This is a genomic window from Myxococcus sp. AS-1-15 (assembly GCF_020037055.1).
Taxonomy (GTDB): Bacteria; Myxococcota; Myxococcia; order Myxococcales; family Myxococcaceae; genus Myxococcus; species Myxococcus fulvus.
The window spans coordinates 68385-92519 of record NZ_JAIQDF010000001.1 but is presented as its reverse complement, the minus strand read 5'-3'; the positions used below and the strand labels follow the sequence as shown (position 1 = coordinate 92519).

The 24135-nt window shown below is 71.3% G+C and carries 16 protein-coding genes; 9 read left to right on the top strand and 7 right to left on the bottom strand.

The window, feature by feature from the left end:
- The first annotated feature begins 179 nt into the window (after positions 1-179).
- Both K8625_RS00375 and K8625_RS00370 read left to right on the top strand, forming a co-directional pair.
- Positions 180-1580, top strand: a complete 1401-nt coding sequence (locus K8625_RS00375) for a tryptophanase (protein WP_223781525.1) — start codon at positions 180-182, stop codon at positions 1578-1580.
- Between the two features lie 113 nt (positions 1581-1693).
- Complete coding sequence (locus K8625_RS00370) at positions 1694-2515, top strand: alpha/beta fold hydrolase (RefSeq protein WP_223751362.1); 822 nt, start codon at positions 1694-1696, stop codon at positions 2513-2515.
- Positions 2516-2533: 18 nt separating this feature from the next.
- Here K8625_RS00370 and K8625_RS00365 read toward each other — a convergent pair whose 3' ends face one another.
- Complete coding sequence (locus K8625_RS00365; RefSeq protein WP_223781524.1) at positions 2534-5251, bottom strand: N,N-dimethylformamidase beta subunit family domain-containing protein; 2718 nt, start codon at positions 5249-5251, stop codon at positions 2534-2536.
- Between the two features lie 369 nt (positions 5252-5620).
- Here K8625_RS00365 and K8625_RS00360 point away from each other — a divergent pair, with 369 nt between their 5' ends.
- Both K8625_RS00360 and K8625_RS00355 read left to right on the top strand, forming a co-directional pair.
- Positions 5621-6382: an alpha/beta fold hydrolase gene (locus tag K8625_RS00360; RefSeq protein WP_267699564.1), complete on the top strand. Its 762-nt coding sequence runs from the start codon at positions 5621-5623 to the stop codon at positions 6380-6382.
- A 53-nt stretch (positions 6383-6435) separates the two neighbouring features.
- Complete coding sequence (locus K8625_RS00355) at positions 6436-8871, top strand: ATP-binding protein (protein ID WP_223781523.1); 2436 nt, start codon at positions 6436-6438, stop codon at positions 8869-8871.
- Here the strand turns inward: K8625_RS00355 and K8625_RS00350 are convergent.
- Together K8625_RS00350 and K8625_RS00345 are read right to left on the bottom strand one after the other, a co-directional pair.
- The gene (locus tag K8625_RS00350; RefSeq protein ID WP_223781522.1) at positions 8814-10595 is read right to left on the bottom strand and encodes a condensation domain-containing protein; all 1782 of its coding nucleotides are present in this window, start codon (positions 10593-10595) and stop codon (positions 8814-8816) included. The genes K8625_RS00355 and K8625_RS00350 overlap by 58 nt on opposite strands.
- Positions 10596-10733: 138 nt before the next feature.
- Positions 10734-11366 carry a TetR/AcrR family transcriptional regulator C-terminal domain-containing protein gene (locus tag K8625_RS00345; RefSeq protein ID WP_223781521.1) on the bottom strand — a complete coding sequence of 211 codons (633 nt, stop codon included), beginning with the start codon at positions 11364-11366 and terminating at the stop codon, positions 10734-10736.
- Positions 11367-11453: 87 nt separating this feature from the next.
- Between K8625_RS00345 and K8625_RS00340 the strand changes: the two genes are divergently transcribed.
- The 3 genes from K8625_RS00340 (at position 11454) to K8625_RS00330 (ending at position 15235) form a co-directional block, all read left to right on the top strand.
- Positions 11454-12956, top strand: a complete 1503-nt coding sequence (locus K8625_RS00340; RefSeq protein ID WP_223781520.1) for an FAD-dependent monooxygenase — start codon at positions 11454-11456, stop codon at positions 12954-12956.
- 82 nt (positions 12957-13038) lie between these two features.
- Positions 13039-14517, top strand: a complete 1479-nt coding sequence (locus K8625_RS00335; protein ID WP_223781519.1) for a glucosyltransferase domain-containing protein — start codon at positions 13039-13041, stop codon at positions 14515-14517.
- A 67-nt stretch (positions 14518-14584) separates the two neighbouring features.
- Complete coding sequence (locus K8625_RS00330) at positions 14585-15235, top strand: carbonic anhydrase (RefSeq protein WP_223751354.1); 651 nt, start codon at positions 14585-14587, stop codon at positions 15233-15235.
- Positions 15236-15299: 64 nt separating this feature from the next.
- On the opposite strand, the gene K8625_RS00325 is transcribed toward K8625_RS00330, so the two are convergent.
- Positions 15300-15761 (bottom strand): hypothetical protein, encoded by a 462-nt coding sequence (locus tag K8625_RS00325; protein ID WP_223781518.1) that lies wholly within the window; start codon positions 15759-15761, stop codon positions 15300-15302.
- Positions 15762-15878: 117 nt separating this feature from the next.
- Entirely contained in the window at positions 15879-18305 is a 2427-nt protein-coding gene (locus tag K8625_RS00320) for an ABC transporter permease (RefSeq protein ID WP_223781517.1), read from the bottom strand.
- A 284-nt stretch (positions 18306-18589) separates the two neighbouring features.
- Between K8625_RS00320 and K8625_RS00315 the strand changes: the two genes are divergently transcribed.
- Positions 18590-20644: a glycoside hydrolase family 71 protein gene (locus K8625_RS00315; protein ID WP_223781516.1), complete on the top strand. Its 2055-nt coding sequence runs from the start codon at positions 18590-18592 to the stop codon at positions 20642-20644.
- Between the two features lie 103 nt (positions 20645-20747).
- Complete coding sequence (locus K8625_RS00310) at positions 20748-21494, top strand: hypothetical protein (protein WP_223781515.1); 747 nt, start codon at positions 20748-20750, stop codon at positions 21492-21494.
- Between the two features lie 21 nt (positions 21495-21515).
- Here the strand turns inward: K8625_RS00310 and K8625_RS00305 are convergent, their stop codons facing one another.
- Entirely contained in the window at positions 21516-22823 is a 1308-nt protein-coding gene (locus K8625_RS00305) for an acetamidase/formamidase family protein (protein WP_223751348.1), read from the bottom strand.
- A 48-nt stretch (positions 22824-22871) separates the two neighbouring features.
- Positions 22872-23993, bottom strand: a complete 1122-nt coding sequence (gene tal / locus K8625_RS00300) for a transaldolase (RefSeq protein WP_223751347.1) — start codon at positions 23991-23993, stop codon at positions 22872-22874.
- Positions 23994-24135 lie beyond the last annotated feature (142 nt).

Here is a 24135-nt window from a genome sequence, read left to right as displayed (position 1 = left end):
CAGGGGCGCGCTCGGGGCCTTTCGATTCCAGACATGCGCGGAGGCGCTCTGTCCGGGGCCCGCAAGCAGCTCGCCCTGCGGGGCATCGCCCTCGAGGACTGTCCGTCGGTTCAATGGGCAACGGAACCTCGGCGCCGCAAGTTCGTCGTCCCCAGCCCCCTCGATGAGGAGCGTCGCCGATGACGAAGCCCCAGGTCCTGCCCGAGCCCTTCCGCATCAAGATGGTCGAGCCGCTCGCCCTGCCCTCGCGCGACACCCGCGAGACGGCCCTGCGCGCCAGCCACTACAACATGTTCCAGCTCAAGAGCCGGGACGTGTATCTGGACCTGCTGACGGACTCCGGCACCGGCGCCATGAGCAAGGCGCAGTGGGCCGCGCTGATGAACGGCGACGAGTCCTACGCGGGCGCGGACAGCTTCTACACGTTGAAGAAGACCCTCCAGGAGCTGCTCGGCTTCGACCACTTCCTGCCCATGCACCAGGGGCGCGCCGCGGAGCACGTGGTCTTCAGCTCGCTGGCCCGCGAAGGGGACCTCATCCCCATGAACATGCCGTTCGACACCACGCGGGCCCACATCTTCCAGGCCCGGGCCCAGCCGCTCAGCTGCGTGGTGGAAGAGGCCTACCAGCCGGAGGTGGACGCCCCCTTCAAGGGCAACGTCGACCTGGGCAAGCTGGAGGCGGCCCTCGCGCAGCATCCGCACTCGCGGCGCATTCCGCTCGTCATGGTGACGGTCACCAACAACTCCGGCGGTGGCCAGCCCGTCAGCCTGGAGAACCTGCGGGCCTGCGCGCGGCTGACCCGCGCACGCGGCATCCCCCTGTTCCTGGACGCCGCGCGCATGGCGGAGAACGCGTACTTCATCCAGCAGCGCGAGGCGTCCTGTCGGAACCTCACGTGCGCGCAAATCCTCCGCCGGATGATGGACTGCGCGGACGCCATCACCGTGAGCTGCAAGAAGGACCCGCTGGTGAACATCGGCGGCCTGGTGGCCATGCGCACCGAGGCCCTCTACTACCAGCTGGCGCCCCGGACCATCCTGCACGAGGGCTACCTCAGCTATGGCGGGCTCGCGGGGAGGGACCTGGAGGCCCTGGCGAGAGGGCTGCGCGAGATGGTCGACGAGGAGTACCTGGCCCACCGCGTCTCCCAGGTGCGCTACCTGGGGGACCTGCTCACCGAGGCGGGGGTGCCCATCCTGCGCCCGGTGGGCGGACACGCGGTCTTCATCGACGCCGGCGCGTTCCTGCCGCACATCCCCCAGCGGTGCTACCCGGCGGACGTGCTCAGCGTGGAGCTGTATCGCGAGGGCGCCATCCGTGGCGTGGGGCTCGGCGCGCTGGCGTTCGAGGACACCGACCCGGTCACCGGCAGGAAGAAGCTCCCGCGCCTGGAGCTGTTCCGGCTCGCCATCCCGAGGCGGGCCTATACGAACCACCACATGGCCTACGTGGCGAAGTGCGTGGCCGCCGTGCATCAGCGCCGCGCCTCCATCCGCCACGGCCTGAAGCTGGTCCAGGACTCGCCCGTGCCGGGGCTGTCGCACTTCGTCGCGAGGCTGGAGCCCACGCCGCTCTGAGACACCCTCCCCCATCCGGGGGAGTCGGGAGCGCCTCGGCTTGGGGTGGGGCGCGACCGTGCACCTGGCTACGGTGGCTCTCGCGGAAGTCACTTCCCGAAGGAGCCGGCACGATGAGCATCGTCACGACGAAGGATGGAGCGCGCATCTTCTACAAGGACTGGGGCACGGGTCAGCCCGTCGTCTTCAGCCATGGCTGGCCGCTGAACTCGGACAGCTGGGACGAGCAGCTCCAGTTCGTCGCCTCGAACGGCTACCGCGCCATCGCGCACGACCGCCGGGGCCATGGCCGCTCCACCCAGACGTGGTCCGGTCACGACATGGACACCTACGCCGACGACCTGGCCGCGGTGCTCGACGCGCTCGACGTCAAGAACGCGGTGCTCGTGGGCTTCTCCACCGGCGGCGGCGAGGTGGCGCGCTACATCGCCCGGCATGGCACCCGGCGCGTGGCCAAGGCGGTGCTCGTGGGCGCGGTGCCTCCGCTCATGGCGAAGACGGCCAGCAACCCGGGCGGCCTGCCCATCGAGGTGTTCGACAACATCCGCGCGGGCGTCCTCGCCGACCGCTCCCAGTTCTTCCAGGACCTCACCACGCCCTTCTTCGGCGCCAACCGCCCCGGCGCCAAGGTCTCCCAGGGCGCGCGCGACGCGTTCTGGCTGGCCGGCATGCAGTGCGGCCTCAAGCCCGCCTACGACTGCGTCAAGGCGTTCTCGGAGACGGACCAGACCGAGGACCTGAAGAAGTTCGACGTCCCCACGCTCATCATCCACGGCGATGACGACCAGATCGTCCCCATCGAGGGCGCGGCGCGCGCGGCGGCCCGGCTGGTGAAGGGCTCCACGCTCAAGGTCTACGCCGGCGCTCCGCACGGCCTGACGGTGACGCACCGCGAGCAGTTCCACGCGGACCTGCTCGCCTTCCTGAAGTCCTGAGCCTGAACGGGCCCGTCGTCAGGGCGGGCCCACCTGGATGACCTGCGTGGCGAAGGCGCTCGCCCCCAGGTCGTCCGTGGCGGTGAGCGTGACGGTGTAGCGGCCCACGCCCGTGTAGCGGTGCTCCAGGTACGCCGCGTCGGACGTGGTGCCGTCCCCCAGCTCCCACCGGAAGCGCTGAATCCAGCGGCCCGCGCCCGTCGCGGTGCTCGTCGTCGCGTCGAGGAACACGTTCAAGGGCGCGCTCGTCCCGGAGAAGGGTCCACCGGTGATGCGCGGCACGGGACGCGAGCCTCCCCCCGAGGCGGGCGCGAGCAGCTTGCGCACCGTGGACGCGCCCTGGTCCACCACCAGCACGTCCCCGTTGGGCAGGCCCGCGATGCCCGCGGGCAGGCTGAAGGTGGCCTGCTCCGCCGCGCCATCCCGAGCGCCATGCGCGCCCGTGCCCGCGTACGTCCTCGCCCGGCCGGAGGCGACGGCGCGGATGCGCTCGTTGCCCGTGTCCGTCACCAGCAGCCGGTCCTGGACGTAGGCCGCGCCGAGCATCGGCAGGAACAGCGCCGCGCTGCCCGCCCCGTCCGAGAAGCCACCGGTGACGGCGCCCGCGGCGGTGGAGGTGGTGAAGGAAGCGTCCAGCGCCACGCGGCGGATGAGGCGGTTGCCCGTGTCCACCACCCACAGCGCGCCGCCGCCGAAGGCCACGCCCGTGGGCCGGTGGAGCTTCGCCTGGCTGGCGGGCCCGTTGGTGCTGCCCGAGCCGCGCGCGCCAATCAGCGTGCTCACCCGCCCGTCCGGGGAGATGCGCGCGAGCCGGTGGTTGAAGGTGTCCGCCACATACAGGTCCGTCCCGGCGAACGTCACGCTGGAGGGTGTCTGGAAGCGCGCGGCGGTGCCCACGCCGTCCACCTTGCCCTGCCGTCCGTCCCTCGAGCCCGCGAAGGTGCTCACCGTCCAGCGCTCGTCCCGGGCGATGCGGACGACGCGGTGGTTGCCCGTGTCCGCCACGTAGAGCGTGCCGTCGGTGGCGATGGCGATGGACTGCGGCGAGCGCAGCGCCGTCGTCGCGCCGGCCCCCTCGCCCACCCCCGGCGTGCCCGTGCCCGCGATGGTGGTGACGGTGCGCGCCGCGTCGTTGGCGATGCGCCGCACCGCGTGGTTGCCGGTGTCCGCGACGAACACGTTGCCCTGCGCGTCCACCGCCACGCCCACGGGCCGACGCAAGCGCGCCTGCGCCGCGGGGCCGTTGACGAACCCCTCCTGGAACGCGGCCCCCGCGAAGGTGGACACGCCCGCGGACTGTCCGGTGCGGTCCACGGGCCTGGGGTCGTCCGCGCCGAAGGTGTCGCCCGCCAGCGGCGGCACGAGGCCCGCCCTGCGCAGCACGTTGTCGGTGATGCGCTGCACGCGCAGGTCCGCGAAGTGTGGATGCGACAGGCCGTGGGACCAGGAGATGCCGCCGCTGGCGAAGACGAACGCGCCCGAGGGCGCGGTGTAGAGGGTGGAGGTGTGCCGGTTGGGCTCGCCCCTGCTGCTGATGGCCGGCGACTCGGCGAGGGCGACGAGCCCCGGCGGCGAGGCCCCGTTGCTCCACGCGCGGTCGATTTCGTAGCCCACCACGGAGAGGAGGGAGTCGCCCTGCGCGAGCCCCGTGCCGGCGAAGGGCCAGGCGCCCGGCGTGCGCACCACGTAGGGCTGCGGGATGAGGCCCCACGCGTCGGACATCACGCCCACCAGGCCGTTCTCCGGCTCGCCCAGGCGCGCGTTGCGCCAGCGCACCGTCATGAGGTTCGTGCCCGCCTTCGGGTCCTCCTGGGGCGCCTCGTCCTTGTAACAGACCTGCCTGCGCCTGGACGTGCCCGTGGGCCCCGCCTCCAGGCGGATGAGCCAGCAGCTGGTGTCGCTGCCCAGGAACGCCAGGTTCACCCCCGACGCCAGCGCCGCGTCCACCGCCTGCTTGAGCGGACGCGACCAGTACTCGTCATGCCCCACCGAGATGAACAGCTTCTGTCCCAGCAACAGCGAGGGGTCCCGGTCCAGGTCCACGTTGGTGACGTAGTTGAGCTCGTAGCCCTTGGACTCGGCCCACAGCACGAAGTGGTGCGAGGCATGGAAGTACTCGCCCGCCCCATTTCCATCCAGGTACGGCCGGTCGAACGAGGCGACCTTCGCGTGGCCTCCGGACAGTCCCAGGGAGGTGGCGTAGAGGCTCTCTCCGCCCCAGGCGTTGTAGGCCTGGAACGTGGTGAACGGAATCAGGACGACGCCCGTGTTCTTCCGCTCGTCGGCGCGCACCACGAAGATGACGTAGGACTGCGGCCCGTCGTCACGCACCAGCTTGAGCAGGTACACCCCGCTGGGCCACGAGGCCTGGGTCGCCACGGTGAAGCTCACCGGCCAGCGACACTCGACCAGCCCCGTCGTCCTGTCCGCCGCCGGCGTGGGCTGCGGGCCGAGGGTGACGGGACCTCCGGACGCCATGCGCCGCGAGCCCGCGCCGCCGTAGTGGCCCATGCGGTACAGCTCCCAGCGCACCGCATGCGGGCTGTCGGTCCGCACGTGGATGTCGATGGACTGGCCCCGCTGCACGCTCGTCGCGCTGGCGTAGCCCTCCAATTGCGCGCCCGTCGCCGGTTGGCTGAGCGCCCACTCCGTGCTGCCGGGCAGCCGGGCCTCGCTGCCCGCTGGAGCGACAGACATCAGCCCCACCCACATCGTCAGGAACATCGACAGTCCCATGCGCGCTCCTCCCCACGCGCCGTTGTCCCCGCACGCCTCGCGCGCCTCAACCCTCCGGGCCCGCGAGTGGGCGCCCCCGGACAGACTTCGCACGCGATGTGCCGGGGCCGACGCGGCGACTGTCCGTCATGACCCGCCTGCATGTCCCGCGCGACTACGGGGTTCCCGCGGGTCAACTGGCCCTCGGTACACTGCCGCCTTGTGCGGCAACGTGAGCGCGCCTGCGCGAGTCGTGACGTTCCGTCGGGTGGTCGACTTGCGAGCATGCGGGCTGCATCGTCCCGTGCGCCCCGCATCATCTAGACTCGCGCCATGACCAAGTCAGTCACCACTCGAAACAATGTGCAGGTCATTGGCCGAGGCGACGATGTGATTGTCTTCGCCCACGGCTTCGGCACCAACCAGAGCGCGTGGCACCACCAGGTGCGCGCCTTCGAGGACACGCACCGCATCGTCCTGTTCGACCACGTGGGCACGCACGGCACGGACCTGGAGGACTACAGCCCGCATCGCTACGCGGCCCTGGAGAGCTACTCGCTGGACCTGCTGGAGGTGCTCGAGTCGGTCAAGGCTCGCAACGTCTTCTACGTGGGCCACTCGATGAGCGGCATGATTGGCGTGCTCGCGGGGCTGGTCCGACCCGAGTTCTTCCGGGGCATGCTCTTCATCGGCGCCTCGCCCCGCTACCTCAACTCGCCTGACTTCAAGGGCGGGTTCGACCGCCAGGCCGTCGACGAGCTGTACAAGACCATCGAGCAGCACTTCGAGGCCTGGGCCAGCGGCTTCGCGCAGGCGGCCATGGGTCCCGCCGCCACGCCGGAGATGGTCAAGGGCTTCGCCGACTCGCTGCTAGCGCTGCGCCCCGACATCGCCGTCGGCGTGATTCGCATCATCTTCGAGTCGGACTACCGCGAGCAGGTGACCCGGCTGAAGGTGCCCACCTGGGTCGTCCAGCCGCTCAACGACTTCGCCGTCCCCACCGCGGTGGGCGAGTACCTGGCCAGGAGCCTGCCGAGCGGCAACATCCGCTACGTCCCCAACCAGGGACACCTGCCGCACCTGAGCGCGCCCAACGAGGTCAACACGCTCATCTCGGACGCCCTCGCGGCAAGCGCCCTCGCGGCGGCGTGAGCGCTTCCTCGACGGAAGTGACGGAACCGGGGCCCCCTCCCGGTTCCCTGACCGTGGACCCCGCGCTGGCGGAGCTGATGGTGGCCGCGGTGCGAGCGCTGGGCACGCGCGACGGCGGCCAGCTCACCCGGCTGCTGGAGGTGGTGCGTCAGGCCTGCCGCGCGGACGTGGCCGTCAGCCTGCGCCGCATCGACCCGCTCACCGTGTTCGAGCTGGCCGGCACGCCCGCGCAGCGCCCTCGGCTGGCGCACCTGGGCGAGGCGCTCTTCCGCGGCCCCCTGGCGGAGGACTCGACGTGGCGCTTCCATGAACCCCGTCCCCTGGAGAGCGGCGTCCCCGAGTCGCTGCGCGGCGCCATGGCCGTGCTGCCGTGGCACTCCGTTGACGACCGCAAGGGCGGCCTCGTGCTGGTGCGCCAGGGCCCCACGGGCTTCTCCCCCGCCGAGCGCGCCTGCCTCCAGGCCCTGACGGGGCTCCTGCTCACCTGCGCGCGGGAGAGCGACCTGGAGAGCGCCACGGAGACCTTGCGCGCGCGCGTGGACGCCATCACCGACGCGGTGCCCTGCGCGCTGGTGTTCCTGGAGCACAACCGCGTCGAGACGTGGGTGAACAAGCCGGGCGCCGTCATGCTCGGGCTGCCCGAGGGGCAGGTGCCCGCCCACCAGATGTCGCGCGCCATGGCCTCGCTGCGAGAGCGCGCGACCAACCGCGCGCAAATCGAGGAGCGGATGGCGAGGCTGTTCGATGGCAGCCAGCCGGAGCTGCGCGACATGCTCTGGCGCTTCGAGTCACCACACCAGACGTTGTCCGTCTCCTGCGTGCCCGCGCGCCGGGGCTCCGCGCGCGGCAGGCTGTGGGCGCTGCTGGACGTCACCGAGGCCCAGGACGCCCTCTCCAGCATGGGGGAGAAGAACCTGGCGCTGGACGCCGCGCGCGCGGAGGCGGACGCCGCCAACACCGCCAAGTCCAGCTTCCTGGCCAACATGAGCCACGAGATCCGCACACCCATGAACGGCGTGCTGGGCATGGCGCAGCTCTTGCGTGAGACGTCGCTCACCGAGGAGCAGCGAGAGAGCGTGGACGTCATCCACACCAGCGGCGAGGCGCTGCTGCGGCTCATCAATGATCTGCTCGACTTCTCCAAGATTGAAGCGGGCGCGTTCGAGCTCGACGGACAGTCCTTCTCGCTGCGCCAGAGCCTCAAGGAATGCCTGGGCCTGTTGGGGCCGCAGGCGGCCTCGCGCGGCCTGTACCTGAAGCACACGGTGGACGCGGACGTGCGCGACGCGCTGTGGGGCGACAAGACGCGGCTGCGGCAGGTGCTGGTCAACCTGGTGGGCAACGCGCTCAAGTTCACGCACGAGGGCGGCGTCAGCGTGCGCGTGTCGCGCGGGGAGCTGAAGCCGGGGCTCGAGCCCGACAGCTGGCCCCTGCGCTTCGACATCCAGGACACCGGCATCGGCATCCCCGCGGAGCGGATGAACCGGCTGTTCCGCTCGTTCAGCCAGGTGGACGCGTCCACCAGCCGCCACTACGGCGGCACGGGCCTGGGGCTCGCCATCAGCCTGCGGCTGGCGGAGCTGATGGGCGGCACCATCCGCGTGCACAGCACCGTGGGCCTGGGCTCCACCTTCAGCGTGGAGGTCGTCCTGCGCGAGGGCGAGGAGGTGGCCACCCGCGCCTCCGCGGAGCTGGACGCCACGCTGGGCCAGCGGCTGCCCCTGCGCATCCTCCTGGTGGAGGACAACCCCATCAACCAGAAGGTCGGCCTGCGCCTGTTCAAGAAGCTGGGCTACGACGCCGACGTGGCGGGCAACGGCGTGGAGTCGCTGGGCGCCCTGGAGCGCGAGCGCTACGACGTCGTCTTCATGGACGTGCACATGCCGCAGATGGACGGCCTGGAGGCCACGCGCCGCATCCGCGCGGACGCTCCCCGGTATGGCAGCCCCCGCATCATCGCGATGACCGCGAGCGTCATCCAGGGAGACAAGGACCTGTGTCTCCAGGCGGGGATGAACGACTTCGTGACGAAGCCGGTGGACGCCACGCTGCTCATGGCGGCGCTGGAGAGCGCGGCGCGGCTGCCCGACCTCCCGCTGGCGCCGCCGCCCGAGGCGCCCGGGTTCGACGCCTCCGCGGTGCAGAAGCTGGAGCTGCTCACCGGCCCGGACCGGGGCGAGCTGGCCACGCTGGTGCGCGACTTCCTGCGCAACGCCGACAAGCACCTGTCCTCGTTCCAGCAGGCCCTGGAGACCTCCGACGCGGCGGCGCTCACCCGCCACGCGCACAGCCTGCGCTCCAGCGCGGCCCTGTTCGGCGCGGCCCGGCTGTCGCGCCGGTGCGAGGCGCTGGAGACGCGCGCGCCGCACGAGCCGCTGGAGCTGCTCCGGGAGTGGGTGGACCTGGCGCGACGGGACTTCGAAGAGGCCCGTCAGGCGCTGGAGTCCGCCGTGCCGGAGGTCCTCGCGGGCCCGCCGTCCGGCGCCTGACGCGGCGCTTCGTCGGACAGGGTCAGCTCGTCCAGCCGCGCGTCCGGCGCCTCGACGATGCGCCCCAGCAGGTGACGGAAGGCCCGGGCCAGCTGCTCCACCTCCGCGGGATGGAAGACGGCGGAGGCGTACTCGAAGGCGCCGCGAAGCCCCGCCAGGTCCTCGCGCAGCAGCAGCGTCAGCGCATGGCGGGCGAACCCCGGCACGGATGCGTCCGGCGTGTCCGACAGCAGCGTGCAGGACAGGCCGGGGATGGACAGGTCCACCCCCGTCGCGCTCTCGAACACACACGCGGCCTGCAGCCCGTGCGGGAGGCTCGCGGCCACCTCGTCGAAGGGGAGCTCCTGGTGGCCCAGGTCCTCCGTGGTGCGCAGGCGGTGGCGCCGGAGCAGCTCGCGGAAGGACGGGTTGCCCGTCAGGTCGCAGCGCAGCGCCACGGTGTTGGAGAGCAGGCCCACCACGTCGCGCAGCTCGCGGCGTCCCCGGTTGGCCACCACCGTGCCCACGAGCACGTCCTCCTGGCCGGACACCTGGCGCAAGAGCGCGGCGAACACCGCGGACAGGGCCGTGAACAACGTGGCGCCCTCCGTGCTCGCCAGCGACTTCCAGGCGGCCGTCAGCGCCACGGGCACCTCGAAGCGCACCAGCCCGCCCTGCCCTCCCGCGGCCTCCTCGCGAGTCCATCGCGACGTCAGCGAGAGCGGCGGGGCGCCCTCCAGCCGCGCGCGCCAGTACTCGCGCTGCAGGCGGGCCGCGTCACTCGTCGACCAGCGATGTTGCCAGCGCGCCACGTCCACGGGCTGACGCGCGGGAGGCGCCAGCGGCGAGGGCACCCCGGCCTGGAAGACGCGGTACAGCGAGGCCAGCTCCCGCCCGAAGACCCCGAGCGACGGCCCGTCCGTGATGAGCTGATGCTGCGTCACCAGCAGGACGTGGGTCTGCTCCGCCAGGATGACCAGCGCGGCGCGCATCAGCGGACCGGACGCCACGTCGAAGGGCGCGCGCGCCTGGGCATCGTTCATCGCGCGGAACGAGGACGAGTCCAGCGCCTCCTCCGGCGCGCCCCCACCTCCGCCCCGCAGGTCGACGACCGGCAGCTCCAGTCGCGCCGCGGGCGAGACGACCTGGGTCAACGCGCCGTCGCCCTCGCGGAACGTCGTCCGGAGGGCCTCGTGCCGACGCACCAGCTCCTCGAGGCCGAGCTTCAGCGAGTCGACATCCAGCGGCCCGTCGAACCGCAGCCCGAAATGGACGTGGAAGCGCGGGCTGTCGGGCACAGGACGCATCAGCCGCCACAGGCGCCGCTGCCCCGAGGACGCGGGCGCGGTGTCCGACGCCAGCCCCCCCGCCGCGTCGCCCGCATCACTCACGGGCGACAGGGAGAACAGCGTGTCCGGCGAGGCCAGGGCGCGCGCCAGCGACTCGATGGTGCGCTGCTCCCAGAGGAACGACAGGGTGAGGGGCAACCCCAGCCACTGCTCCAGGTCGTACGTGAGCCGCATCGCCCCCATCGAGTCGAGGCCCTGCTCCACCAGGGGGCGCCGGGTGTCGATGGAGGCCGTGGGCATCTGCCAGTGCAGGGCGAGCCACTCCACCACCCAACCCTCGATGGTCACATTGTGAGCAGGCAGCCGTGACGCGGACAACCCCGGCCGCGACGGGCGCTCCCAGGACACCTCTCGGTCATCGGCTCGGAGCTTCACCACATCCTTCTCGTCGCGCACGCACGGCCACCAGGGCTGAGGTGGATGCGTGGAGGGGCGACGTCAAGGAGCGCTTACAATAGTCTGACATCCGGTCGTGCAAGAGCAGACGCGGCGCACCCAGGGGCGCGCCCCCAGGGCAGGGTTGCTGTCGCCTGGTCACCGCGCGCGCGCGGGTCTACGAGCACGCACGCCGGCCAGGAGCAGCTCCAGGCCGAACGTGAAGCGCGCGTCGAAGTCGGGGTCCACCAGGGCCTCCACCGCCCGGGCCACGTGGGGGAAGCGCGGCGTGGCCAGGGCCCGCATCTGCTCGGCCACCGGGGGCGCCTGGGCGTCGCGCGTGCCCAACGACTGCTCCTCGATGGTGAACCCGAGGACGTAGTCGAGCAGCGTGAAGGTGGTCCACCCCGCCTCCTTGGAGGACAGCCCCGCCTGCGTCAGCGCCTCCATCAGCCACTCGCTGACGCGGAAGGTGTTCTCCGTCGCGACGACGGTGCCCGCGAACACCCGGGCCGCGTCCCGGTGGCTCAGGAACGCGCGCCGCAGCTCCCCCGCGACGGCCTTCACCACCACCTCCCAGCTCCTCCCCGTCGGGCGCTCCACCGCCACGTCCGCCAGCAGCGCGTCCGCCATCGTCTCCAGCAGCGACTGCTTGCTGGGGAAATGCCAATAGAGCGACGGCGCCTGGATGGAGAGCGCCTGCGCCAACGAGCGCATCGTCAGCCCCTCCACACCCACCTCATCCACCAGCGCCCACGCCGCCTGGACCACCTGCTCCTTCTGGATGCGCATGCGCCCGTGCCACCTCGTGTTGACGGCCCAATCTAACGCCGTTAGATGAAAACTAACAACGTTAGATTCGTGATGAGGAGGCAGGTCATGGAGCTGGACGTCGAGGTGGCCATCGTCGGAGGTGGCCCCACCGGGTTGATGCTGGCGGCCGAGCTGGCGCTCGCGGGCGTGGAGGTGTGCGTCCTGGAGCGAAGGGAGGCGCCGGTGCGGGAGTCACGCGCCCTGACGATGCATCCGCGCTCCCTGGAGGTGCTGGCGCTGCGGGGGCTGGAGGCGCCCTTCCTGGAGCGCGGGCGTCCCCTGCCCACCGGGCACTTCGGCCTGCTGGACACGCGGCTGGACTTCTCCGGGCTCGACACGACGTTCCGCTACACGCTGTTCCTGCCCCAGGCGCTCACCGAGGCCCTGCTGGCGGAGCACGCGCGCGGGCTGGGGGTGGACATCCGCCGAGGCCACGTCGTGGAGTCCTTGCACGAGGACGAGGAGGGCGTGGTGCTCGCGGGGAGCGTCCAGGGGACGGCGTTCCGCTGCCGCGCCCGCTACGCCGTGGGGGCGGACGGCGCGCGCAGCGTCGTGCGACAGCTGGCGGGCATCGGCTTTCCGGGGACGGACTCCACGCGCACGTCGATGCTGGGCGACGTCACGCTGGAGCACCCTCCCTCCACGCCGTTCCTCGCGCTCACCAACGCGCGCGGCAACGCCGTCATCGTGCCCCTGGGCCAGGGCCAGTACCGCGCCATCGTCACCGACGCCCGGCGCGAGCGCACCTCGCCACGCGAGCCGCTGTCCCTGGAGGAGCTGCGTGAGAGCCTCACGCGCGTGGCCGGCTCCGACTTCGGCATGAAGGAGCCCCGGTGGCTGTCGCGCTTCGGCGACGAGACGCGGCTGGCGGAGCACTACCGGCGAGGCCGCGTGCTGCTCGCCGGAGACGCGGCGCACATGCACTACCCGGCCGGTGGACAGGGGCTCAACGTGGGCCTGCAGGACGCGATGAACCTGGGCTGGAAGCTGGCCGCCGTGCTGCGCGAGGGCGCGCCGCCCACGCTGCTGGACAGCTACCACCAGGAGAGACATCCGGTGGGGCAGTCGCTCCTGAGCAACACCCAGGCCCAGTCCGCGCTCATGGGCTTCACCCCGGAGGTCCTCGCGCTGCGCGAGCTGATGAACGGCCTCTTGCGCCTGCCCGCCATCAACCAGCGGCTCGCCGAACAGCTCGGCGGACTGGACGTCGCCTTCGCTGGTGCACCCATCCCCGCGCCTTCACCGAGCACCCTGCCGGGCTGGACGGGACGCAGGCTCCCGGACTGGACGCTGCGACTCGCCGACGGAGGCCAGCGCTCGCTCTACTCCGGCCTCCATGACGGCCACTGGCTGTGGCTGCACGCGACACCCGCCGCCGCGCCGTCCTCGGACTGGGAGCCCGCACCTGGCTGGCGCCCCCGCGTCAATGCCCTGGCGCTGGAGACTTCCGCCGACACAGCCGCGCTGCGGGGCGTGGACGGACTGCTCGTGCGTCCGGATGGCCATGTGGCCTGGGCGTGGACAGCCTCGTTTCCACGCATACCGAGACGCGTCATACGACTCTGCTAGGGTGTCGGCCTTCAGAGGTTCTCCCCTGCGGACACGCTTCACGACAGGTTTCTTCCGGGCTTGGGGTACGGCCGCCCTGCTCTTGCTGCTTCCCTGGGTCGTCTACGGAAGCGCCGTCTCGCTGCGCTACGGCCTGAGGGACGACTACGCCATCCTGCGCGAGGCGCGCGAGGAGCCCGGGAAGATTCTGCGCGTCTGCGGCGCCATGGGCCGTCCGCTGTATGGCTGGATGCTGGAGCGCACCACGCGCGCGGCCGAGGACCTGGACGGGCTGCGCGGCCTGCGGGCCCTGGCGGTGCTCGGACTGGGACTGCTCGCCGTGGTGCTCTACCTGCTCTTGCGCGCCGAGGGCTGGAAGCAGGTCCCCGCCGCGCTGCTGGCCGCGTTCATCCCGCTGATTCCGTCCGCGCAGGTCGTCGCCAACTGGAGCATCTGCTGGCCGCAGGCGGTGGCCCTGCTCGCGAGCGCGGGGGCCTTCGCGCTGACGAGACAGGCCATCGGGCCAGCTGGCGCGTGGCTCGGCGGCGTCCGCGGACGGCTGCTCCTGGTGGGCGGCGCGCTGGCGCTGGCGGCGTCGACGCTCATCTACCAGGCCAGTGGTCCGTTCTACGCGGTGCTGCTCGCGGCGGTGCTGGTGACGCGGCGACACGAGGACGTGCGCGCTCCGGCCCGCTGGCTCCTGGGCCACGTGTCCGTGCTGGGCGTGGGGCTGGGGCTGGCGTACGTCGTCACGCGCGTGAGCTTCGCGGTGGGGCTGTTCACCCCCTCGCCGCGCATGGCGCTGGAGCGACACCTGCTGGACAAGGCGGCGTGGTTCGTCACCCAGGTGCTGCCCAACGCCCTGGCGCTGACGGCCATCGACGACACGGACACAACGCCCGCGTGGGGCTACTGGCCCATGGTGGGCGTGACGCTGGGCCTGCTCCTGCTGACGCTCGTCGTCGAGTGGCGGCGCGCGGGGCGCACGGGCGTGGCCGCGTGGCTCCTGGCGCTGGTGGGGCTGTCCGGCGTCGCGTACTGCGCCAGCCTGCTCGCGGGTGAGCGCTGGCCCACCTACCGCACGCTCTTCGCGCTCGCGGGGGTGTGGAGCGTGTTCTTCTTCGCGGGCGTGGTGAAGCTGGGCGAGCACTGGCCCCGACACGGGCCGCGCGTGGCCGGCGCGGCGCTGGCGCTGCTCGTCGCGGTGAGCGGACTGCTCGCGCATCAACAGTCGCTGGAGCTGTTCGCCTGGCCCCAGCTGCGGGAGCTGGAGCTGATGCGCCAGGGGGCCGCCGCGCTCGTCCCCACGCGCACGCCGCGCGTCTTCGTGCTCACCGCCCGACAGACGGACTCCTCCGCGCCCCAGCGCTACCTGGACGAGTTCGGCTCGGTGTCCGTCGACACGGAGTGGGTGGCCAAGGAGCTCTTCGCCCTGGCGGCCCGGGAGCGCTTCCCCGACGTGCGCGCCAGCTACCGCTTCGACGCGGGGCCGGTACTCCCCAAGGCGCGGGCCTACGACATCCTGGTCGACATGCGTCAGCTCCGGACCTCCACCTCCCGGCCCATTCAGCTCGCCCGCTGACGCTGTCACCCTCCGAGCGCACTTCCCCGTTGACGCGGGGGAGCCCATGGAGGGATGCCACCGATTCGTGCCCTCCTACGAACAGCTTTTCGAGAACAACCGCCGCTGGTCCGCCGCCAAGACGAAGGACGACCCGCAGTACTTCGAACGACTGTCCGCGGAACAGAGCCCCGAGTACCTCTACATCGGCTGCTCCGACAGCCGGGTGCCCGCCAATGAAATCATGGGCGTGGAGCCCGGGGACGTCTTCGTCCATCGCAACGTCGCGAACCTCATCAACAACGTCGACCTGAACGTGATGTCGGTCATCAACTACGCCGTGCGCCAGCTGTCGGTGAAGCGCATCATCGTCTGCGGCCACTACGGCTGCGGGGGCGTGCGGGCCGCCATGCAGCCCAAGGACCTGGGCATCCTCAACCCGTGGCTGCGCAACGTGCGCGACGTCTACCGCCTGCACAAGGCGGAGCTGGACGCGCTCGAGGACGTCGAGGCGCGCTATGCACGGCTGGTGGAGCTCAACGTCACCGAGCAGTGCATCAGCGTCATCAAGACGGCCGCGGTGCAGCGCTCGTACGTGGAGAAGGGCTTCCCCACCGTGCACGGCTGGGTGTTCGACATGCGCACCGGCCTGCTGAGGGACCTGGAGCTGGACTTCCCCCAGCTGCTGCGCGGCGTGCAGGAGGTCTACAACCTCACCGACAAGGACTCCATCTTCTAGAGGGAGACCGCGCTTCCGCGCCGGGGCGCACCGGCGCGGAAGGCCTCAGGCCGCCTTCGAGGGACTACTGGCTCTCCTCGGCGCCCGTGGGAGCCGGGTCGTCATCGAGGCTGCCGTCCGTGCCGTCCGCCGCGTCCACGCCCGAGCCACCCGTGCCCTCGGTCGAGTCACGCGGCTCGGAGCCACCCGGCTCCTCCATGACGTCCCACTTCTCGCCGTCCGGCGTCGTCACCTGGGTGTCCGTACCGGAGCCACCCGTGGCCTCGTTGTCGTAGATGGTCGGCGCCCCGCCCCGGTCCCGGCGCTCGTTGTCCACCACGTCCGCGGCCTCACCCGGGCTCTCGTTCGCGTCGCGCTCATCCTCGCGCGCCTGACGCTCCTGCTCGGCCGCGTCCACCGAGCCCGAACCACCCGTGGCGCTCGGGACGCTGGAGCCCGAGGGGCTGTCCGCCCGCGTGCTCGCCGAGTGGCTGGAACAACCCCAGAACGTCAGTGCGGCCACGGCCGCCATCAGTGGAAGCTTCATGGAAGTCTCCTTGGGAAAGGATGGTTCCTGAAAGCTGGAGACTGTTCCGGAGAGGACAACCCGGGACACAGGCCCGTGTCGGCCGGCCCGCCCCAAGGCAGGCGGCCGGACGGGCGCTCACTCCTGACGGAGCGCGATGATGGGGTCCACCCGCGTGGCGCGCCGCGCGGGCACCCAGCTGGCCAGGAGCGCCACGGCGACGAGCAGCACCGCCACCGCGCCATACGTCACGGGGTCCCACGGGGCGACGCCGTACACCAGCCCCTCCAACAGCCGGCTGACGACGAGCGCCAGCCCGAGCCCCACGCCGAGCCCCACCAGCGTCAGCCGCAGGTACTGTCCCAGCACCAGCCGCATGAGCTCCACGCCGCGCGCGCCCAGCGCCATGCGGATGCCGAACTCCCGCGTGCGGTGGCTCACCGCGTGGGCGATGACACCCGACAGGCCCACCGCCGCGAGCAGCAGCGCGAGGAGCGCGAAGCCCGTCGTCACCAGCATGTAGAAGCGCGGCCGTGACAGCGCCTCGCCCATCAGGTCCTCGAGGGTGCGCACGCTGCCCAGCGGCAGGCTCGCGTCCAGGGCGCGCACCTCCTCGCGCACCTGGGCCATCAGCGAGAGCGGCGCGTCCTTCGTGCGCACCACCACCGTCATCTTCCCGTACAGCGCCTGGGAGAAGGGCACGTACACCTGGGGGAAGGAGGCCTTCTCCAGCCCGTTGTTGCGCGTGTCCCCCACCACGCCCACCACCTGTCCGCCGAAGCGGCCCAGGCCGAAGTTGATGCCCATCTCCACCGTGCGCCCCAGCGGGCTCTCCCCGGGCCAGTAGCGCCGCGCGGCCTCCTCGCTGATGAGCAGCGCGCGCTGCCCCTCGCCCAGGCCATCCGCGGACGTCAGCCACCGGCCCGACACCAGCCGCAGGCCGAGCGCCTCCGAGTAGCCGGGGGTGATGACGCCCACCTGCACGCCCCAGCTCTGTCCCGGCCCGGGCTCCGGCCGCGCCGAGTCCCACATCCCCGTCACCATGTAGCGGCCGTCCAGCGGCACGCCCAGCGCGGCCCCCGCGGCCTGCACGCCCGGCAGCGCGCGCAGCCGCTCCAGCAGCGCGTCGTAGAAGCGCTGGTTCCGCGTCGACGCCCAGCCGTAGGCGCTCTCCGGCAGGTCCAGCTCGAAGCTGAGCACCCCGTCCGGACGGAAGCCGGGGTCCACGTCGGAGAGGCGGTGGAAGCCCTTGAGCAGCAGCCCTCCACACACGAGCAGCACCACCGCCAGCGCCGTCTCGCCGACGATGAGCAGGTGACGCGCGCGAGCACCACCGCGCGTGCCGCCCTTGGCGCCCACCTCGCGCAGGCTCACCGCCGGACTCTCGCGGGAGGCCTGGAGCGCGGGCAACAGGCCGAACAGCAGCGCGGTGACGAGCCCCAGTCCGCACGTGAAGGCGACGACACGCGCGTCGATGGCCACCTGGGCCAGCCCGGGGATGTCCTGCGGGGACAGGCTCACCAGGACATCCAGGAGCCACCCGGCCAGGAGCACCCCGAGCCCCGCCCCCATCGCCGCCAGCACGCCGCTCTCCACCAGCAGCTGGCGCAGGATGCGGCCCCGGCTGGCCCCCAGCGCCATGCGCACGGACAGCTCCCCCCGACGACTCACCGCGCGGGCGAGCAGCAGGTTGGCGAGGTTGGCGCACGCGATGAGCAGCACCAGCCCCACCGCGCCCAGCAGGAACAGGAGCGCGGGACGGACATTGCCCAGCAGCGCCTCGCGCAGCGGTACCAGCGTGGCGCGGTACCCGCCGTTCGAATCCGGGTAGGCCACCGCGAGCGCCTGGGCCACCGCGGCCACGTCCGCGCGGGCCGCCTCCAGCGTGACGCCCGGCTTGAGCCGCGCGTAGACGCGCAGGCTGTGGGTGGCGCGCATCGTGGCCCCGGTGAGCGACTCGTCCCACACGAAGGGCACCCACAGCTGCGTCTCCAGCGGGAAGCTGAAGCCCTCGCTCGCCACACCCACCACCGTGTGCCGCTCACCGCCCAGCCACAGCGAGCGGCCCAGCACCTCCGGGTCCGCGTTGAAGCGGCGCTTCCACAGCGCATGGCCGAGCACCACCACCCGCTCCTGCCCCGGCTGCTCGTCCTCCGGACGGAAGGCCCGGCCCAGCGCCACCCGCGCGCCCAGCACGTCGAAGAAGTCCGCGGTGCTGGTGGTGCCGCGCAGCCGCTCCGGCGCCGCCCCGTCGCTGGCCAGGCTCTGCTCGCCGCTGCGCACCGCCGTCATCCCGGAGAAGGAGCGGGTGCGCTCGCGGAAGTCCACGAAGTCCGGCCCCGACGACGGCGAGTCACCCGGCGAGCCGTCCGAGCTGTACAGCCGCACGAGCCGCTCGGACTCCGCCATGGGCAGGGGCCGCAGCAGCACCGCGTCCACGACGCTGAAGATGGCGCTGTTGGCGCCGATGCCGAGCGCCAGCGTCAACACCGCCACCAGCGTGAACCCCGGCGAGCCGCGCAACCTGCGCAGCGCGAGGCGGAACTCCTGGACCAGGCCCGTCATGCCAATCTCCCAAGCTGAACCAGCGACTCGGTCCCGACAGCAAGGCGGGTGCCACGGGCTCTCCACTGGGAGCCCCCCGTGGGACACACCTCCGCCTTCCCACATCCGGGGGAAGGGTGCCCGAAAATGGGATGTGCTGATACGCCGGCTGGCGGGTGGAATTTGGCGACAACGGCGCAATACACAGCCATCGCCGAGTTTGTCTCGGATTCACCGCCTTTCGCGTGTTACAAGAGGACGGGCTGTCTGCCTGTCTTTCCCTCACCCCCTCGGAAGACGCCCCCATGAATCGGATTCCCTCCCGCCGAGCGCGCTGGCTCGCCGTGCTCGTTCCCTGGTTGAGCGCCTGTGGCCCCACCACCTCCGAGCCTGTCTCGGAGCCCCCTGGCGACACGGCCGAGGCGCGGGCGCTCCAGGCCGTCACCTTCATCGCCGCGGGGAGCACCTGGCGCTACCGCGACACGGGCGTGGACCCGGGCGCGGGCTGGACGTCGGTGGGCTACGCGGACACGTCGTGGGCCCAGGGGCCCGCGCAGCTGGGGTACGGCGACGGGGACGAGGCCACCGTCGTCGCCTACGGCCCGAGCACCAGCTCGCGCCACGTGACGACGTGGTTCCGCCGGGCCTTCACCGTCGCGGACCCGGCGCGGGTGAGCAACGTGGTGCTGCGGCTGCTGCGCGATGACGGCGCCATCGTCTACCTGAATGGCCAGGAGGTGCTGCGCAGCAACCTGCCCTCGGGCACGGTGACGGCGTCGACCTTGGCGAGCACCGTCATCGCCGACAGCGCCGAGCAGGCGTGGCACACCGCGAGCATCCCCAGCACCGCGCTGGTGGCGGGCACCAACGTGGTGGCGGTGGAGGTGCACCAGTCCACGCTGAACTCGTCGGACCTGAGCTTCGATGCGTCGCTCACGGCCGAGGTGGAGGACGCCCCGGCCACGCCGTGCTTCGCGCTGAACCTGCCGGCGCTGAGCACGCTGCGCGCGTCGCCGAAGAAGGTGTTCGCGCACTACTTCTCGCCCTACCCGCTCTCGCTCGACAACCGGGAGCCCTCGGTCGACTACTACGCGCGCAACTACCTGCAGCCCACCGGGGAGAACTCCAAGTTCGCGTACTGCGGCGGGCTGCTCAAGCAGCGCCCCCTGCCCCAGGCCCCGCGCGCCTCGGGCGTGGACTACGAGCTGGCGAACTTCGAGGTGGAGGTGCGGCGCGCGGCGGCGCTGGGGCTGGATGGCTTCACGTATGACATCCTCAACCACACCGGCACGCACTGGAACCGGCTGCTGAAGCTGCTCCAGGCGGCGAGCAACGTGGACAGCGGCTTTCGAATCGTGCTCATGCCGGACATGAGCTCCACGTACTCGGGCACGGACGCGGAGGCGCTGTCGGCGTTCGTGAGCTCCATCGGCTCGGTGGCCTCGCACCCGGCGGTGTATCACCTGCCGGACGGGCGGCTTTTGCTCTCGCCGTACATGGCGGACAACCGCACGCCGCAGTGGTGGGCGTCGGTGCTGCAGGCGCTCCAGGCGCGGGGCATCCCCTCCGCGCTGTGGCCCGTGTACGTGCGCCCCTGGGTGGCGGCGACGAACACGCTCCAGGCGGTGGTGCCGCTGCATGGGACGTCCACGTGGGGGAACCGAACGCTCGGTAGCGCGGCGGGACAGCGCACCAACGTGGGCACCGCGCACGGGATGGGGCTCCAGTGGATGGCGCCCGTGGCCGTGCAGGACTCGCGGCCCAAGGACCTCGTCTACACGGAGGCGAACAACTCCCAGGCGTACCGGGCGCTGTGGGACGCGGCCATCCAGGGCGGCGCGGACTGGGTGCAGCTCATCACCTGGAACGACTACTCGGAGGCGACGGAGATTTCGCCCTCGTCCGGCACGCAGTGGGCGGCGTTCGATTTGACGGCGTATTACACCGCCTGGTTCAAGACGGGCGTCCAGCCGACCATCGCCCGGGACGCGCTCTACTACTTCCACCGCGTGCACTCGACGAGCGCCGCGCCGGACCTGACGCAGCAGCGCGCGCCCTACGAGCTGCGGGGCGGGGCTGCGGCCGCGAACGAGGTCGAGCTGCTCGCCTTCCTCACCGCGCCCGGGACGCTCGAAATCGAGTTCGCGGGCGTCGTTCAGCGCAGGGACGTGGCGGCGGGCATCCAATCGTTCCGGGTGCCGCTGCAGCAGGGCACGCCGCGCTTCCGGCTGGTGCGAGGCGGCGTCACCGTGGCGTCGGTGACGAGCGCGTTTTCCATCAACAACACCATCGTCTACCAAGACATGCTGTATCGCGCGGGAGGCAGTCTCGCTTGCGACCGTTCGTTCTTCTTTCCCTGACATGAGTCGGGTCCGCCGTTGAACAGACATGGCGGACTCGACGGCCGTGAAAGACTCGCATGCCTAGCTTTGGGCCGCTTCACCTCCCACAGGAGTGGCTCACATGCGATTCGTCCCAGGCAGGAAGGCTCGGGGTTTGTTGACGGCGGTGGTGTGCGCGGGGTTGTTCGCGGGCTACGCGGAAGAGGACGCCGTGTCACCGTCGGGTGACGCGGCTTCGTCGTCACAGGCGCTCACTGCGTTGCCGCCCCGCGTGGGGCTGACGTTGCAGGCCATCCGGGACGCGGGGTCGAACCTCCCCTACTGCGACCTCTACAAGGACTACCTGACGCCGCAGGTGCTCCAGGCGTACTACTCGGACCAGGGGTTCGACGGGTGCGTCGTGGCGTGGATTGGGGACACGGGTGAGACGCTGGAGGTGAACACGAACTACGCGGAGGATGTCTACCGCGTGTATGTGAAGCGCTCGGGGCCGGTGCTCAACAACACGGTGTACCGCAAGCTCGGGGACGGAGTCGGTCCGGTGGACCTGCGGCTGGGTGGGCCGCCGGGGAGCGCGGTCAACACGTTCACGCTGGCGCTGGACGAGCGGGGCTTTCCCACCGTCGCGTGGCTGAAGAAGGCGTCGCCCCACTTCAGCAACGTGGAGCTGCGCGCGTCGCGCTGGGATGGACAGGCGTGGCATGCGCTGGGCGGGGTGCTCAACGTGAATGACGCGCAGGACTCCGTCGCGTCCCAGCCCGTGCTGAGCTGGGATGTGCAGGAGCGCCCCGTGCTCAGGTGGGTGGAGACCACGGGGGCGTCCACGGTGAATGTCACCCGGACGTGGAACGGGAGCAGTTGGGAGTAAGGACCGACGACGCGAGGGGGCTTATCTCCCCGAGGGCCGCAGCGGCGCCAGCCGGGCCTTGTCCAGCTTCGCCGCGACACCGACGCTGCGCCCCGCGAGGTTGGCGACGACGTACTGCACGCTCGTGCCCATCACCTGCGCGCTCTCCGAGAGCGACAGCCCGTAGTCCTGCGCCAGCCACTGCGTCAGCCCGCTCGTCGCCTGGCGCAGCGCATCGTCGAGCGAGCCCGCCTGTCCCAACACCATCAGGTGCGTGGGCGACTCCACTCGCGGCATCGACGGCGCCTTGCCGCGGATGACCTCCACCGTCAGCTCCACCTCCATCGACGTCTCCAGCGCGAACTGAGACGTCTCGCCATCCCCCTGCCCCGCGTGCGCGTCCCCCACGTAGAGCAGCGCTCCCGGCTGGAACACGGGCAGGTACACGGTGTTGCCCTCCACCACCTCGTTGAAGTCCATGTTCCCACCGAAGCGCCCCGTGTCTCCCGTGGAGACAGGGGGCGAGCCGAAGCCCGGCGCCACCGCCAGCCCGCCCAGCATCGGCCGCAGCGGCACCGTGAAGTCCTTCAGCTTCTCCGTGGGCGACTCCGGCCGCGCCACGCCCTTCTCCCAATCCAACGTCCAGCGCACGGGCTTGCCCAGCTCCGTCGCCTTCGACGCCAACAACGGCGTCATGGCCCGCCCGACGATGCTGTCCAGGCTGTCCGCGCTGCGCCGGTTCAATCGCAGGCGCTTCAAGTGGACCGCCAGCATGTCCCCCGGCCGCGCATCCGCGATGAAGAACGGCCCCGTCTGCGGATTGCCATACAGCGCGCGTGAGACACCGTGCTCATCCATGCCACCGGAGTCGAGCGTCGTCGTCTTCACCGTGTCCCCGGACCACAGCGTCAGCACCGGCGCCCGGTCCGCCGAGAACTCGTTGGACCACGACGTCGGCGTGAACTCATGCCGACGCGGTGGGCCTGAAGGCCGCTCCGGAATCCGGCGCGCCGTGAAGGCCCGCTTCACCCGCGCCTTCTTGTCGTTCGTGTCCGGCACGTCCGCCGTTCCCTCCAGCCGGTCTCCCCGCACCTTGCCCGTGTAGACGTAGCGCGCCTGCCGTGAGTCGGTGACGTTGAAGCGGACCTCGTTGCCCGTGCGCTCGCCCTCCAGCGCGTCACCGTCGAACGTGCCGGACAGCTTCTTCCCCGAGCGCTCCAGCGTGAGCCCCTGGTGCAGGGCGTTGCCCCACATGTCCGTGGTGACGACCCACTCCTCCTTCACCACCGACTGCGCGAGGACGAGGGACGGGACGCAGCAGCACAACCAGGCCAGGAGGAGTCGTCGCATGTCCGCGGCACCATGCCAGAGACATGGAGGGTCCGCACACTGCGCCGCCTAAGACTTCTTCAGCTGCGCCTCCACCGCCTTCAGGAGCGCGTCGAAAGACTCCTCGAAGAGCCGCACGCCGTCCACGGCCAGCCGCTCGGTGACGCTCTTCATCGACACGCCCCCGGCCTCCAGCTGACGCAACGTCTCCTTCGCGCCCGCCAGGTCCTCCAGCAGCGTGGTGCGCACCTTGCCGTGGTCCCTGAAGGCGTCGATGGTGGCCGGCGGCATCGTGTTCACGGTGTCCGGGCCAATCAGCTCCTCGATGTAGAGCACGTCCCGCAGCTTCGGGTCCTTCGTGCTGGTGCTCGCCCACAGCACCCGCTGCACCTTGGCGCCCTTCGCCGAGAGCGCCTTCCAGCGCGGGCTGCTGAAGACCTCCTGGTAGATGCGATAGGCGAGCTTCGCGTTGGCGATGGCCACCTTGCCGTGCAGCGACTCCAGCACCTTGCGCTGCTCCGCGGTGACGCCCGCCTTCAATCGCTGCTGAATCTCCTTGTCCACCGCGACGTCGATGCGACTGACGAAGAACGAGGCCACGCTGGACACCTTGCTCAAGTCTCCGCCCGCCTTGGCGAAGCGCTCCAGGCCCGTCAGGTACGCGTGGGTGACCTGCCGGTAGCGCTCCTGGCTGAACAGGAGCGTCACGTTGACGTTCAGCCCCTCCGCCGTGAGCTGCTCGATGGCGGGCACCCCGGCTTCCGTCCCGGGGACCTTGATCATCACGTTGGGCCGGTCCAGCGTCTTCCAGAGCCTGCGCGCCTCGTCGAGCGTGGCCTTCGTGTCGTTCGCGAGCCGCGGGGAGACCTCGAGCGAGGCGTAACCATCCTTCCCCTTCAGCGCGTCGTAGACGGAGCGCAGGATGTCGGCGGCGCCCTGCACGTCGCGCACGGCGAGCTGCTCGTAGACGTCACCCGCCGAGCGCCCCTGGCCCCGCGCGGCCTGGAAGAGGTCCTCGTAGTCCTCGCTGCCCGACACCGCCTTCTGGAAGATGGTGGGGTTGGAGGTCAGCCCCTTGAGCCCATCCTCGGTGATGAGCTTCTGGAGCGTCCCCTGGGTGATGTAGCTCCGCTGGAGGTTGTCCACCCAGACGGCCTGGCCGAATTCCTCGAGCTGACGCAGTGGATTCATGGCGGTTCACACCCCTGGCTCTGAATCTGCCCACGCGCGCCGGAGCGTGAGCGGGCCTGCACACGGGAGCCCCCTCGTCGGGTTGCCCTGCGAGGAGAGGCCCCTCGTCCGCCCTCTCCCCGCGCGCGCCCGCGCCGCTTCA

What these genes read in the sequence shown, in the direction of transcription:
- K8625_RS00310 (WP_223781515.1), top strand. Translation starts at nt 20,748, where the DNA reads ATGCGATTCGTCCCAGGCAGGAAGGCTCGGGGTTTGTTGACGGCGGTG.
- K8625_RS00370 (WP_223751362.1), top strand. Translation starts at nt 1,694, where the DNA reads ATGAGCATCGTCACGACGAAGGATGGAGCGCGCATCTTCTACAAGGAC.
- tal (WP_223751347.1), bottom strand. Translation starts at nt 23,993, where the DNA reads ATGAATCCACTGCGTCAGCTCGAGGAATTCGGCCAGGCCGTCTGGGTG.
- K8625_RS00345 (WP_223781521.1), bottom strand. Translation starts at nt 11,366, where the DNA reads ATGCGCATCCAGAAGGAGCAGGTGGTCCAGGCGGCGTGGGCGCTGGTG.
- K8625_RS00365 (WP_223781524.1), bottom strand. Translation starts at nt 5,251, where the DNA reads ATGGGACTGTCGATGTTCCTGACGATGTGGGTGGGGCTGATGTCTGTC.
- K8625_RS00320 (WP_223781517.1), bottom strand. Translation starts at nt 18,305, where the DNA reads ATGACGGGCCTGGTCCAGGAGTTCCGCCTCGCGCTGCGCAGGTTGCGC.
- K8625_RS00325 (WP_223781518.1), bottom strand. Translation starts at nt 15,761, where the DNA reads ATGAAGCTTCCACTGATGGCGGCCGTGGCCGCACTGACGTTCTGGGGT.
- K8625_RS00315 (WP_223781516.1), top strand. Translation starts at nt 18,590, where the DNA reads ATGAATCGGATTCCCTCCCGCCGAGCGCGCTGGCTCGCCGTGCTCGTT.
- K8625_RS00305 (WP_223751348.1), bottom strand. Translation starts at nt 22,823, where the DNA reads ATGCGACGACTCCTCCTGGCCTGGTTGTGCTGCTGCGTCCCGTCCCTC.
- K8625_RS00340 (WP_223781520.1), top strand. Translation starts at nt 11,454, where the DNA reads ATGGAGCTGGACGTCGAGGTGGCCATCGTCGGAGGTGGCCCCACCGGG.
- K8625_RS00375 (WP_223781525.1), top strand. Translation starts at nt 180, where the DNA reads ATGACGAAGCCCCAGGTCCTGCCCGAGCCCTTCCGCATCAAGATGGTC.